16 protein-coding genes and 1 pseudogene are annotated in these 13295 nt (G+C 56.2%); 3 read left to right on the top strand and 14 right to left on the bottom strand.

Annotated elements, in window-relative coordinates; all coding sequences use genetic code 11:
- Positions 1-9 precede the first annotated feature (9 nt).
- The 7 genes from rpsG to fkpA all read right to left on the bottom strand — a co-directional run bounded on the left by rpsG (position 10) and on the right by fkpA (position 3824).
- Positions 10-480 carry a 30S ribosomal protein S7 gene (rpsG, locus tag FD428_RS01920; protein ID WP_002920113.1) on the bottom strand — a complete coding sequence of 157 codons (471 nt, stop codon included), beginning with the start codon at positions 478-480 and terminating at the stop codon, positions 10-12.
- Positions 481-576: 96 nt separating this feature from the next.
- On the bottom strand, positions 577-951 hold the full coding sequence (gene rpsL, locus FD428_RS01915; protein ID WP_000246815.1) for a 30S ribosomal protein S12: 375 nt from the start codon (positions 949-951) through the stop codon (positions 577-579).
- Between the two features lie 125 nt (positions 952-1076).
- On the bottom strand, positions 1077-1364 hold the full coding sequence (tusB, locus tag FD428_RS01910) for a sulfurtransferase complex subunit TusB (RefSeq protein ID WP_024131005.1): 288 nt from the start codon (positions 1362-1364) through the stop codon (positions 1077-1079).
- A 7-nt stretch (positions 1365-1371) separates the two neighbouring features.
- On the bottom strand, positions 1372-1731 hold the full coding sequence (gene tusC / locus FD428_RS01905; protein WP_012135437.1) for a sulfurtransferase complex subunit TusC: 360 nt from the start codon (positions 1729-1731) through the stop codon (positions 1372-1374).
- Positions 1731-2117 (bottom strand): sulfurtransferase complex subunit TusD, encoded by a 387-nt coding sequence (gene tusD, locus FD428_RS01900; protein WP_012135438.1) that lies wholly within the window; start codon positions 2115-2117, stop codon positions 1731-1733. Before tusD ends, tusC begins: the two co-directional genes overlap by 1 nt.
- On the bottom strand, positions 2117-2839 hold the full coding sequence (locus tag FD428_RS01895) for a transcriptional regulator (protein WP_012135439.1): 723 nt from the start codon (positions 2837-2839) through the stop codon (positions 2117-2119). The genes tusD and FD428_RS01895 overlap by 1 nt, the downstream gene beginning before the upstream one ends.
- Positions 2840-3005: 166 nt before the next feature.
- On the bottom strand, positions 3006-3824 hold the full coding sequence (fkpA, locus tag FD428_RS01890) for an FKBP-type peptidyl-prolyl cis-trans isomerase (protein WP_012135440.1): 819 nt from the start codon (positions 3822-3824) through the stop codon (positions 3006-3008).
- A gap of 232 nt (positions 3825-4056) precedes the next feature.
- Between fkpA and FD428_RS01885 the strand changes: the two genes are divergently transcribed.
- On the top strand, positions 4057-4275 hold the full coding sequence (locus tag FD428_RS01885; protein WP_012135441.1) for a protein SlyX: 219 nt from the start codon (positions 4057-4059) through the stop codon (positions 4273-4275).
- Positions 4276-4387: 112 nt separating this feature from the next.
- Here FD428_RS01885 and slyD read toward each other — a convergent pair whose 3' ends face one another.
- The 4 genes from slyD to kefG form a co-directional block, all read right to left on the bottom strand.
- Entirely contained in the window at positions 4388-4975 is a 588-nt protein-coding gene (gene slyD, locus FD428_RS01880) for a peptidylprolyl isomerase (RefSeq protein ID WP_012135442.1), read from the bottom strand.
- Positions 4976-5069: 94 nt separating this feature from the next.
- On the bottom strand, positions 5070-5270 hold the full coding sequence (locus FD428_RS01875) for a YheV family putative zinc ribbon protein (protein WP_047460809.1): 201 nt from the start codon (positions 5268-5270) through the stop codon (positions 5070-5072).
- A 9-nt stretch (positions 5271-5279) separates the two neighbouring features.
- Positions 5280-7085: a glutathione-regulated potassium-efflux system protein KefB gene (kefB, locus tag FD428_RS01870; protein WP_012135445.1), complete on the bottom strand. Its 1806-nt coding sequence runs from the start codon at positions 7083-7085 to the stop codon at positions 5280-5282.
- Positions 7085-7636, bottom strand: coding sequence for a glutathione-regulated potassium-efflux system ancillary protein KefG (gene kefG, locus FD428_RS01865; RefSeq protein WP_024131006.1), 552 nt, complete (start codon positions 7634-7636; stop codon positions 7085-7087). The genes kefB and kefG overlap by 1 nt, the downstream gene beginning before the upstream one ends.
- 129 nt (positions 7637-7765) lie before the next feature.
- Between kefG and FD428_RS01860 the strand changes: the two are divergent.
- Positions 7766-9669: pseudogene (locus FD428_RS01860) on the top strand (ABC transporter ATP-binding protein).
- A 16-nt stretch (positions 9670-9685) separates the two neighbouring features.
- Complete coding sequence (locus tag FD428_RS01855; protein WP_024131007.1) at positions 9686-10618, top strand: LysR family transcriptional regulator; 933 nt, start codon at positions 9686-9688, stop codon at positions 10616-10618.
- Between the two features lie 149 nt (positions 10619-10767).
- Here the strand turns inward: FD428_RS01855 and mdcH are convergent, their stop codons facing one another.
- From mdcH to FD428_RS01840, 3 genes are read right to left on the bottom strand one after another with little or no spacing between them, the layout of a single operon-like run.
- Positions 10768-11664, bottom strand: coding sequence for a malonate decarboxylase subunit epsilon (mdcH, locus tag FD428_RS01850; RefSeq protein ID WP_047460795.1), 897 nt, complete (start codon positions 11662-11664; stop codon positions 10768-10770).
- The gene (locus tag FD428_RS01845) at positions 11665-12282 is read right to left on the bottom strand and encodes a malonate decarboxylase holo-ACP synthase (RefSeq protein ID WP_114848047.1); all 618 of its coding nucleotides are present in this window, start codon (positions 12280-12282) and stop codon (positions 11665-11667) included. It abuts the gene before it with no gap.
- Between the two features lie 3 nt (positions 12283-12285).
- Positions 12286-13245: an AEC family transporter gene (locus FD428_RS01840; protein WP_047460789.1), complete on the bottom strand. Its 960-nt coding sequence runs from the start codon at positions 13243-13245 to the stop codon at positions 12286-12288.
- Positions 13246-13295: the final 50 nt, after the last annotated feature.

Genomic DNA, 13295 nt, shown 5'->3' with positions numbered 1-13295 from the left:
CCGAAGGGATTACCAACGGTAGTGTGCGAACGCCTTGTTGGCTTCTGCCATACGGTGAACGTCTTCACGTTTCTTAACTGCAGTACCTTTGTTGTCTGCAGCATCAGTGAGTTCGTTCGCCAGGCGCAGAGCCATGGATTTATCACCGCGTTTACGAGCAGCTTCAACGATCCAACGCATTGCCAGAGCATTACGACGAACCGGACGGACTTCAACTGGTACCTGATAAGTAGAACCACCAACGCGGCGAGACTTAACTTCGACAGTCGGGCGCACGTTTTCGAGAGCTACTTCGAAAGCTTCCAGTTCAGATTTACCAGAACGCTGAGCCAGGGTCTCCAGCGCGCTGTATACGATAGTTTCGGCAGTAGATTTTTTACCATCTACCATCAGGATATTTACAAATTTAGCCAGCAGTTCTGATCCGAACTTCGGATCCGGAAGAATTTTACGCTGACCAATGACGCGACGACGTGGCATGGAAATACTCCGTTGTTAATTCAGGATTGTCCAAAACTCTACGAGTTTAGTTTGACATTTAAGTTAAAACGTTTGGCCTTACTTAACGGAGAACCATTAAGCCTTAGGACGCTTCACGCCATACTTGGAGCGAGCTTGCTTACGGTCTTTAACGCCGGAGCAGTCAAGCGCACCACGTACGGTGTGGTAACGAACACCCGGGAGGTCTTTTACACGACCGCCACGGATCAGGATCACGGAGTGCTCCTGCAGGTTGTGACCTTCACCACCGATGTAGGAAGTCACTTCAAAACCGTTAGTCAGACGAACACGGCATACTTTACGCAGCGCGGAGTTCGGTTTTTTAGGGGTGGTAGTATATACACGAGTACATACGCCACGTTTTTGCGGGCATGCTTCCAGCGCAGGCACGTTGCTTTTCGCAACTTTGCGAGCACGTGGTTTGCGTACCAGCTGGTTAACTGTTGCCATTAAATAGCTCCTGGTTTTAGCTTTTGCTTCGTAAACACGTAATAAAACGGCCTCACACAATATGAGGACGCCGAATTTTAGGGCGGTGTCGAAAAGGTGTCAAGAAATATACAACGATCCCACAATCACCAGGCCATCTGGCTGGGATGCTTAACCGCAAGTCTGACGAAGTCAGTATAGTCAACCCTGACGACACTGTCTGAAATTTGACCGCTCAAACCGCGAGCATCGATATCTTCTTTCAGTGCGTAAACCGTTATGGGGGCGTTACGCAAACTTTCAAGGAAACGGCTACCTTCGATGGCCGCCGTAACGCCATCCTGTAGCAATAAAAGCGCATCGCCTTCTTTGCACACGCGAAGAAGCGCGGAAACGTCACTGAGCCATGCGGAACGATGTAATGTATGCAGGATAGTCACGTCAGAACCTCAGGATAACATCATAATTGTCCAGTTCACCGCGCAACGCTTCAGGTTCAAGCGGCGTCGCATCCACAATGAAACTCGCCCCCGTCTCCAGACCGCGCTCACGCAACGAGGCGGCGCACAGCCAGCATTGCTCGATATCGTACAGCCCCAGCAGTTTGAAGGTGGCGATGTAATCCCGCGCCAGCACGACGTCAGGCGTTTGTCCCGAAAGAATCTGAAAAACGCCGTCGCCGATAAAAAAGACGCCAGTCTCTTCCGTCAGCGCCGACGTCGCCAGTAACGCATCCAGTCCTTCGCGGCCCGACGCGCTGCCGTGCGGCGTGGTGGAAAATACAAAAGCAATACGTTTCATCAAAACTGCACCACGCGATCGCAGGTCAGGGAGGCTTCCGCCAGCGCGCCAAGCCCGCTCAACGAAAACCCTGGCTGTAAGTTGGCTGATGCCAGCGCCAGCCTTTTTGCTTCGGTCTCATCCACAATGCCGCGACGCAGCGCCGCCGCAACGCAGATATTCAACGCGACGCCATGCTGCGCGCCCAACTGCTGCCATGCGCGCACCAGGTCGAATTCATCGCTGGCCGGAGAGGTCAACTGGTTGGCGTTATACACGCCTTCCCGGTAGAAAAAGACGCTGCTCAGCTCATGCCCTTCGTTAACTAAGGCATGCGCAAACTGCAACGCGCTGCTCGCTTGCTGCGTTCCGTACGCTGGCCCCGTCACCACAATGGCAAAACGCATTACTTATCTTGCCCCTGGAAGTCGCCACTTTTGAACTGACGAATATAGAGGTAGACCGTATGTTTGGAGATGTTCAGGCGGTCAGCCACCTGGTTAATCGCATCTTTAATATCGAAGATCCCCTTCTCATACAGATTCAGCACAATCTGACGATTCTTCGCGTTATTAGAGACATTGCGATCGGCGTTCACCTCTTCAATGGTGAATTCCAGCGTCTGAGTGACCAGATCCTCCACCGAGGAGGCAAAGTTCACGGCGGAACCCACTTCCGGCGTTTCCGGCGGAATAAAGGTATTCATAATCTGCGAGAACGGCACATCAAGGTTCATGTTGATGCACAGCAGACCAATTACGCGATGCTCGCGGTTGCGAATGGCAATCGTCACTGACTTCATCAGGACACCGCTTTTCGCGCGTGTGAAGTAACACTTCGATACGCTGCTATCCGCACCCGTCATATCATGCAGCATGCGCAATGCAAGGTCAGTGATCGGCGAGCCAATTTTGCGCCCCGTGTGTTCACCGTTGGCAATGCGAATGGCTGAGCATTTCAAATCCTGCAAAGAGTGCAATACGATTTCACAATGGGAACCAATGAGCATCGCTAACCCGTCCACCACCGCTTCGTAGGATTTCAGAATATCAAAGTCGGTTTGATCGAAAGGACGTTGATCCAGTAAGTCAAGCTCACTGGTTTCGTTGGTTAAAAGCGACCTGGTCATGAAAAAAAACACTCCTTTTCAGGAGCCTGTCGTTATGTTTTCAGGGCAGGCTCATTATTTACGCGGATGATTAAATTAATACAGCGGGGGTTCCGCTTTCCAGTATTAATTATATCCGGCCTGCAATAAAAAAACCGCCGCCATGACAGGCGGCGGTTCTCAGTTTTTATTTTTTAGCAGCATCTGTCGATTTGGCGTCGGCCGCTGCGTCTGGTTTCGCATCGGCTTTCGGCGCCGGTTTGATGTCCAGCAGCTCTACATCGAATACCAGCGTGGAGTTAGCCGGAATACCCGGAACGCCCGTTTTACCGTAGGCCAGATCCGGTGGGATAACCATCTGGATCTTACCGCCTTTCTTAATGTTCTTCAGGCCTTCAGTCCAGCCCGGGATCACGCCGTCCAGACGGAAAGAGAGCGGTTCGCCACGGGTGTAGGAGTTATCGAACTCTTTACCGTCGATCAGCGTACCTTTGTAGTTAACCACAACGGTGTCGCTGTCTTTTGGCGCTTCGCCAGTACCGGCTTTCTCTACTTTATAAACCAGACCTGTTGAAGAGGTTTTCGCCCCTTTCTCTTTAGCAAATTTCTCGCGGAACGCTTTACCTTTCGCTTCGTTATCAGCGGCGTCTTTTTCCATCTTCGCCTGAGCGGAGGTCTTCACGCGCGCTTCAAATGCCTGCAAGGTCTGCTCGATTTCCTGGTCAGACAGTTTGCTCTTGTCTGCAAATGCATCCTGGACACCCGCGATCAGCTGATCTTTATCCAGTTTGATCCCCAGTTTTTCTTGTTCCTTCAGGGAGTTTTCCATGTAACGACCCAGCGAAGCGCCCAGCGCATAAGCAGATTTCTGGTCGTCATTCTTGAACGCGGCTTTGCTGTCAGCAGTTGCAGCTGGTTTCGCGGCGTCCGCAGCGAAAGTGAGCGGTGCATGCAGAGCAACGGCCATCGTGGTCGCCAGCAGCGTTACTTTAAACAGTGATTTCATCCATATCTCCAGGGCCGGGGCATCTCACCCCAAGGTTAACTTACATGAGAAGCGTACTATAAAACGTTGTAGAACAAATCAACATACGGACACGCCCTATTATCACCCCTTTTCAGACTCTTTTTGTTTAAATTAGTTTCGTAGAGGGCGAATGAGTGCTGTGTAATCCGATAAAGTTCAGTAGAATCCGCCGCGACCCAAGAAGTGCCGGAGACAACAAGAGAGGTGAATCATGCAAGATATAACGATGGAAGCTCGCCTGGCTGAACTGGAGAGCCGTCTGGCGTTTCAGGAGATCACCATTGAAGAACTCAACGTAACGGTGACCGCGCACGAGATGGAGATGGCGAAACTACGCGATCATCTGCGCCTGCTGACGGAGAAGCTTAAAGCCAGCCAACCGTCGAATATCGCCTCGCAGGCCGAAGAGACGCCGCCACCGCATTATTGAGACGTAAAAAAAGCGGGATATTCCCGCTTTTTTGTGCCAGATGACGGCGTAAACGCCTTATCCGGCCTACTGTAGCCCTGATAAGCGCAACGCCATCAGGCATTACAGACGATTAATGGCAACCGCAGCCGCCGTTACCGCCACAACCACCTTTGCCATGCTCATGACCGTGGTCATGATCGTGGCCGTGGCCGCCGCAGCAACCGTCGTGACCGTGGTCGTGGTCGTGACCGTGCGCGCCGTGAACGTGGCCATGAGCCAGTTCTTCTTCGGTCGCTTCGCGGATCGCCACAACTTCCACGTTAAATTTCAGGTTCTGGCCAGCCAGCATGTGGTTACCGTCAACCACAACGTGGTCGTCTTCCACTTCGGTAATTTCTACCGGTACCGGGCCCTGGTCAGTTTCCGCCAGGAAACGCATGCCAACCTGCAACTCGTCAACGCCCATGAAGACGTCTTTAGGCACGCGCTGCACCAGGTTTTCGTCATACTGACCGTAAGCGTCGTTCGCGCCAACAGCCACATCGAATTTGTCGCCAACGTCGTGACCTTCCAGCGCTGTTTCCAGGCCAGAGATCAGGGAACCGTGACCATGCAGGTAGTCCAGCGGCGCACTCACCGGAGACTCATCAACCAACACACCGTCTTCTGTACGTACCTGATAGGCCAGGCTGACCACCAGGTCTTTTGCTACTTTCATGATATCTCCTGAGCATGGGAAGAATAGTGGCGCAGATTGTAGCGGAATTCTGCACCCGTGTACCCACTAGCTTAAAAAAACCTGCGGCATATCGCTAGTCTGGATGAAAAATCCCGATCACTTGCTCTTCTTTGCGAACGTGCTCGCGGGCCGCTTTATCGGCTTCACGCATCTGATGGCCGCACTTAACACACTCAACAATATCGACATTATTTTCGCGCCACATCGCCATTGAATCCTGCGCCTGGCAGGCCGGACACGTCGCCCCTGCAATAAAACGTTTACGAATCGCCATACCTACCCTCTACTCAAACTCATCCCAGCCATCCAGCTGGCGCCGCTCTTGCTGCATCTCTCGCTGGAAAATCTCCTCCAGTTCGCGTCTGGCTTCTCTGGCACGAGAAATTTGCACCATGTCGGTATGCATCGGAATAAGCTCCCTTAGCATACGCATATCCAGCCGACGGAAATGCAGTTGCGCACGCTGCGCCTGGTGTGGGTGCATCCCTAACGACACCAGCGTCTTACGCCCCAGCTCCAGCGCGCTGGAAAACGTCTCGCGGGAAAACTGCGTGACTCCCGCCTGTAATAACTCATGCGCTTCCACACGTCCGCGCGCTCGCGCAAGAATATGCAAATGCGGGAAATGCTGCCGGCATATCTCCACCAGCTTCATGGTGTCTTCCGGTTCATTACAGGTAATGACGATAGACTCCGCCGCTTCCGCTCCTGCCGAACGCAGTAGCTCCACCTGAGTCGCATCGCCGTAATATACTTTGTAGCCGTATTTTCGCATCAGGTTAACGGCGCTGATATCGCGCTCCAGTACGGTGATGCGCATTTTATTCGCCATCAACAAACGGCCAATTACCTGACCAAAACGCCCGAATCCCACGACAATCACCTGCGGTTTATCATCATCCACCCAGGGCTTTTCATCTTCCTCTTCCGGGCCGTTAAGCTGTCTGGAGAGCCATTTATCGACGAGCTTCATCAGCAGCGGCGTGGTCATCATCGACAGCGTTACGGTGACCAGCAGCAGCGACATCTGGTCGCCCTGAAACAGCCGCTGGGACGAGGCGGTGGAAAAGAGCACAAACGCGAACTCGCCCCCCTGACTCAGCACGCCCGCAAACTGCATCCGCTCCGAACTCCGAATCCCGTACAGACGCGCCAGCAGATAAAGCACCAGCGTTTTCACCGCCACCAGCACGATGACGCTCACCGCTACCCACAACAGGTGGGTATAGAGCACGCCAAGGTTTAACGACATCCCCACGGAGATAAAGAACAACCCCAGCAGCAGCCCTTTGAACGGATCGATGGCCGTTTCCAGCTCATGACGGTATTCGCTTTCCGCCAGCAGCACGCCTGCGATAAACGTACCGAGCGCCATCGACAGCCCCAGCGCATCCATAAATAAAGCAGACCCCAGCACCAGCAACAGCGTGGCGGCAGTAAACACCTCGCGCACGCCGGAATCGGCGATAAAACGGAACACCGGGCGCAGCAAATAGCGACCGCCAATCAGCATCCCGGCAAAGGCCAGCACCTTCATGCCGACCTTAATCCAGTCAAAATGTTCATCTGCCGAGCCAGCCAGCAGCGGCACCAGCGCCAACGCGGGGATCACCGCCAGATCCTGAAACAGCAGCACCGAAAAACCCAACTGGCCGGATTCGCTGCGGTTCATCCCCTTTTCCCGCATCAGTTGCAGCGCCATCGCGGTCGATGACATCGCCAGACCAATCCCGCCGATCACCGCCGCCTGCCACGAGAAATCGGTAAGCATCAGCAGCCCGGCCAGCACGACAGCGCTCAGCATCACCTGGGCCGCCCCGACGCCAAAGATAGAGCGACGCAGTTGCCAGAGTTTGGAAGGGTTGAGTTCCAGGCCGATGATAAACATCAGAAAGACAACGCCCAGCTCAGAAAAGTGGAGGATTTCATCAACGTCGCTGATAAATCCCAGCCCCCAGGGGCCAATCGCAATCCCTGCCAGCAAATATCCCAGTACCGCGCCAATACCCAGCCGCGATGCCAGTGGCACCGCAGCGACCGCCGCGAAGAGAAACATCACCCCCGCCGTCAATAAATCAGAACCTTCCATTAGCGACCTCCCGCCAGAACAGGGTTTGCCAGCCATTCGCCGTAGGCTTTCGCGTGGCTGGCCAGTTCCTGCTCACTTTGTCGCCTGGCCCAGTAGATAATAATCGGACTCATCCAGTGCATCCGGCACATCGCCGCCGTCAGCTCAAACGGCCGCAGCACATCGGTCATCGGATAGCGGTTCAGCGCATCGTAGCGATACGCGCTTTCCGGTTCACCGGTGGTAATCACGCTCCGCCAGTACTTTCCCGCCAGTTGGTTCCCCCCTGGGCCACTGGCGAAACCACGGCTGAGCACGCGGTCTAACCACTCTTTAAGCAACGCCGGACAGCTATAGGTATACAGCGGATGCTGGAAAACAATCACGTCATGTTCACGCAATAGCGCCTGCTCATGCGCGATATCGATAAAAAAATCAGGGTAGTGCGCGTAGAGATCGTGCACCGTCACATTACTGAGTTGCATGGCCGGTTTAAGCAGCACCCGGTTCGCGACCGAGTCCTGAGATTCTGGATGGGCATACAGCAGCAGTACCTTTGCTGGCTGGGACATCATCCCCCTCCCGGTTATTTTGTGTATCGTTATTGTTTTGGGCTACCATTGCGCTCCGGCGCGGCAGAATGCCCGCATATTACATTATCATAATGATAAATTAAACATAGTCTGAACATACGGCGCCTTATGATTGTTTTCTCCTCGTTACAAATTCGTCGCGGCGTGCGCGTCTTGCTGGACAATGCCACCGCCACCATCAACCCGGGACAGAAGGTCGGCCTGGTGGGTAAGAATGGCTGCGGTAAATCTACCCTGCTGGCATTGCTGAAAAATGAAATCAGCGCCGATGCAGGCGGCGTGACCTTTCCCGGTAACTGGCAGCTGGCGTGGGTGAATCAGGAAACACCCGCGCTTGCACAACCTGCGCTGGAGTACGTGATTGATGGCGATCGCGAATACCGCCAACTGGAAGCGCAGTTGCACGACGCCAACGAACGTAACGACGGGCACGCCATCGCCACCGTACACGGCAAGCTCGACGCCATCGACGCCTGGACCGTGCGCTCACGCGCCGCCAGCCTGCTCCACGGCCTCGGTTTTAGCAACGAACAGCTTGAACGTCCGGTCAGCGACTTCTCCGGTGGCTGGCGCATGCGCCTTAACCTGGCCCAGGCGCTGATTTGCCGTTCTGACCTGCTGCTGCTCGATGAACCGACCAACCACCTCGATCTTGATGCCGTTATCTGGCTGGAAAAATGGCTGAAGAGCTATCAGGGCACTCTGATTCTGATTTCGCACGACCGCGACTTCCTCGATCCGGTGGTAGACAAAATCATTCATATCGAACAGCAAACCCTGTTCGAATACACCGGCAACTACAGCGCATTTGAAGTGCAGCGCGCGACCCGGCTGGCCCAGCAGCAGGCGATGTACGAGAGCCAGCAGGAGCGCGTGGCGCATCTGCAAAGTTATATCGACCGTTTCCGCGCCAAAGCGACAAAAGCGAAGCAGGCACAGAGCCGTATCAAAATGCTGGAGCGTATGGAGCTTATCGCCCCCGCGCATGTCGATAACCCGTTCCACTTCAGCTTCCGCGCGCCGGAAAGCCTGCCTAACCCGCTGCTGAAAATGGAGAAAGTGAGCGCCGGGTATGGCGATCGCATCATTCTGGACTCCATTAAGCTGAATCTGGTGCCCGGTTCACGCATCGGGTTGCTGGGGCGCAACGGCGCCGGTAAATCAACGCTCATCAAGCTGCTGGCGGGCGAGCTTGCGCCTGCCAGCGGTGAAATCGGTCTGGCGAAGGGTATTAAACTCGGTTACTTCGCTCAGCATCAGCTGGAGTATTTGCGAGCGGATGAATCGCCGCTGCAACATCTGGCGCGGCTGGCGCCGCAGGAACTGGAGCAGAAGCTGCCGCGATTACCTCGGCGGGTTTGGGCTTCCAGGGCGATAAGGTCAGCGAAGAGACCCGTCGCTTCTCCGGTGGTGAAAAAGCGCGCCTGGTGCTGGCATTGATCGTCTGGCAGCGCCCTAATCTGCTGCTGCTTGATGAACCGACCAACCACCTTGACCTCGATATGCGCCAGGCGCTGACCGAAGCGCTCATCGAATTTGAAGGCGCGCTGGTGGTCGTCTCGCACGACCGTCACCTGCTACGCTCCACCACCGACGATCTCTATCTGGTTCACGACCATAAAGTCGAGCCGTTCGATGGCGATCTGGAAGACTATCAGCAGTGGCTGAGCGACGTGCAGAAACAGGAAAACCAGCCTGATGACGCCCCGAAAGAGAATGCCAACAGCGCCCAGGCGCGTAAGGATCAGAAGCGTCGCGAAGCCGAACTGCGTGCCCAGACCCAGCCGCTGCGTAAAGAGATCGCCCGTCTGGAAAAAGAGATGGAAAAGCTGAACGCAAAACTGGCGCAAGCGGAAGAAAAACTGGGCGACAGCGAACTGTACGACCAGAGCCGCAAAGCGGAACTGACAGAATGCCTGCAACAGCAGGCCAGCGCCAAATCCGGGCTGGAAGAGTGCGAGATGGCCTGGCTGGAAGCGCAGGAACAGCTTGAGCAGATGCTGGCCGACTAACTTCGGGAATATGACGATGAATCCGCTGATAACCAACGATATCACCTTTCGCAAGTTAAGCATCTTCATGACGTTTATGGAGAAAGGCAATATTGCCCGGACGGCGGAGGCGCTGGATATCAGCGGGGTCAGCGTTCATCGCGCACTGCATACGCTGGAAGAGAATGTTCGCTGTCCGCTGTTCGTGCATAAAGGACGTAATCTGATCCCGCAACCGGCGGCGTGGACGCTGCTGGAGTATTGCCAGGAGGTCAGCCAGTTGATGGCGCGCGGGCTGGAAGAGGCGCGCAAAACGGCAGGGATCGGCCAGGGGCGTCTGCGCGTGGGTACGCTCTACTCTCTGACGCTGGAAACCGTCCCGCATCTGATCATGGGGATGAAACTGCGCCGACCAGATCTCGAACTGGATCTGACAATGGGCTCCAACGAAGCGCTGCTGAGAATGCTGGAAGACGGAATGCTGGATGCGATCCTGATCTCCATTTCAGAAAGCGCTATCGATCGCAACAGTCTGGAAGTGCTGCCGCTGTTTCATGACGATATTTATCTCGCCGCACCGGCGACGGCGACGCTTGACACCTCCTCGCCCGCCGATCTGCGTGATTACCGGGATCAGAAGTTTGTCTCACTGGCGGAAGGCTTTGCCACCTATGCGGGCTTCCAGGAAGCCTTTCATATTGCCGGGTTTGAACCAGAGATTGTCACCCGTGTGAACGACATCTTTTCGATGCTCAGTCTGGTGCAGGCGGGTGTCGGTTTCACTCTGATGCCGGGACGCATGAAGAAGATGTACGAGAATTCCGTACAGTTGCTGAAGCTGTCGCAGCCGTACCAGATGCAGCAGCTCATCGCCATTGTCTTCGCCCGCAACCGCGAGCGCGACCCTAATCTGCTGGCGCTGGCCGCCGAAGGGCGCATGTACGCGCGTAGCCTTAATCCGGGCGCCTGATCGCCGGATGGCGACGCTGCGCGCCTTATCCGGCCTACGGGGGTTGCATGTTGACCGGGATCGCCGGATGGCGACGCTACGCGCCTTATCCGGCCTACAACGGGTGCGAGCCGTAGGCCCGATAAGCGCAGCGCCATCGGGCAACCGCACTAGCCTCTAAGCCGTTTTGCCAGATGCACCGCGACATCCACCCCGCTGCGCTCCAGCGAAACAGACTCACCTTCCCACTCCGCCTGTCGCGTTAAGCAGGTCAACACGCCGCCGGGCGGCATTTCAATCGCCAGCCGCGCCTCGCGCTCGTTGGCGGAGATCGCCGCGTCCTGCCAGCGCACCGTCCGCGCCATGTTCATCGCCAGATCGTCAGCAATACGTTCCGGCTGCCACAGCACGCGCCCGGTACTACCGCTGAGGTATGCACAGCGCGGACGGGAGAGCGTCACATGACGGAACGCCTCCACCAGCCGCTGCGCCGGTTCCGCCAGCAGAGCGCAGTGCGACGGCACGCTCACCGCCAGACGGTGGGCTTTACTCGCGCCTTTATCCAGCGCCCGCTTCGCAACATCCGCCATCGCCTCATCGCTACCGGCAATCACAATCTGGGTTTCCGCATTCAGGTTAGCGATAAAGGTTCCACTGCCTGCAACCAGCGACTCCACCTGCGGCAAGGTCAGCCCCATAATCGCCGTCAGGCCGTAACCGTGCGGATACGCCTGCTCCATCAAATCACCGCGCAGGGCCACCAGCGTCAGCGCGTCGGTAAACTCCAGCGCTCCGGCGATCACCGCCGCTGGATACGCGCCGATGGACAGGCCGCTGACAATATCCGGCGCGACGCCGCGACGTTCCAGCTCGCGCGCCCACGCCACCCCGGCAATCAGCAAAGCAAGCTGTACCGCCCGGGTGTGTTGCAGCGCGTCCGGGGTATCAAGCGTATTCGCCTCCGCCCCCAGCACCTCGCGCGCCAGCGCTAACTCCGTTCCCGGAAGGTTTTGCAGCATACCTGCATGCTGCGTCCCCTGCCCCGGAAAGGTAAACAGGATTTTCATTTACTCCTCCCTGCGCCACGGGTCGCTGACCAGCCGCGGCCCCTGCGACGTTTTTAACAGCGCTTTGCCATCGCGCAGCCATTCGTTCAGCGCAAACGCGCCGTGCGGCGTTTCCACCTGGATATCCGCACGGCAAAGCCCGCCCGTCAGTTGCTGCCGCCATTTCTCCAGCAACTCGCGAGAGAGCGGCTGCCGGGCGCGAATCAGCAAATCCAGATCGCTTGCGGCGTGGATCACCGGGAGCCCGGTCGCCAGCGCGTAGCCGGTACTGCCGGTAATCCCCCACGTCCACGGCCATGCCTGTTGCGTCAGTAATAAAGCCACCTGAACCGGTGGCTGCGAGATAAAGGGCGAGCGCAGCAGCATCTGTGGGTCAACCAGCGATTCCGGCGTACAGACGCGGGTAATGGCGTCCGGTTGAGCCCAGCCCGCCGCGCGCTGGTCGCGCTTTATGCCGCGAACGCCGATGGGAATGCGCCCCTGCGCATCAACATCACGCCGTACCACCACCGGCAGGCGGGTATGCCAGACGTCATCCACCCAGGACTCCGTGACACCTTCCAGCGCGCTTCGCGCGTTAAGCCAGATAAGATCGTGGGGGCGTAATGTTGTGTTCATGCTTTAGAGTCCTGAAGTCAGCGAGATAAACAACGGCAGCGACAGGATACACAGGACCGAGCTTAACAGCAGCACGGCTTCTGCATCCGGCGACTGCACGCCAAAGCGATTACCGAACACCACGCCGAAGAAACCGGCAGACAGCGCAATCATCAGGATAGCGGTGATCGCCACCGAGCCATGCAGACCGAAAATCAGCACGATCCCCCAGGCAATCGCCGGTTGAATCAGCAGCTTGGCAATGGTGGAGGTAATAACCATCGTGTTGATCTGCAACTTACGCGCAGAAAGAATCACCCCGGTCAGGAACAGCGCCGCCGCAGTGGCGGACAGGCCCAGCGGTTTGATCGCCGCCAGCACCAGCTCCGGCATCTTGATACCGATAGCGGAGAGAATAACCCCCAGCAGCGGCCCCATCACGATCGGTTTCTTGATTGAACGCCACATCAGCACCGGCAGCATAGACAGAGTAGAACCTGAGTTACCGCCTTCCGCACGCGCTTTCTCACGCTCCAGAATCAGCAGGCAGAACGGCGTCATCAGCACAGAACCGCAGGCGATGGAAACCGCGACGGAGAGCGACGTTGACGGCCCTTCGCCCAGCACGCTACCGAGAATCGGCAGGCCAAGCGCGGCATAGTTTGGCAGAGCGACGGTCAGGGTCAGCACGGCCGCATCCTGCGGTGATTTTTTAAATACCTTCGTTGCCAGAAAATAGATAGCGGCGTAGGTGATCCACATCGCCAGCGTCAGCACCAGAATCAGCGGCGACTGCGCGACAATACCCGTCCAGGGCGTTTGTACCGTGGCGCTAAACAGCGCAGCGGGGAGTGCAAAATCCATGACGAAAATGTTGAGCAGGGAAACATTCTTGTTATCAACCATTTTGGCCTTCCCGGCCCAGAACCCCAGCAACATGATGACAAAAATCGGTGCAAGAGCATGAACAATCACGTAAGTCATAAATCACCTGTAATGAATAAAAGAGTTAGTACGGACGCGATGATTATTAT

The organism is Citrobacter sp. TBCP-5362, assembly GCF_005406305.1.
Lineage (GTDB): Bacteria > Pseudomonadota > Gammaproteobacteria > Enterobacterales > Enterobacteriaceae > Citrobacter_B > Citrobacter_B koseri.
The sequence above is the reverse complement of the archived record's forward strand: the minus strand, read 5'-3'. Positions and strand labels throughout refer to the sequence as shown.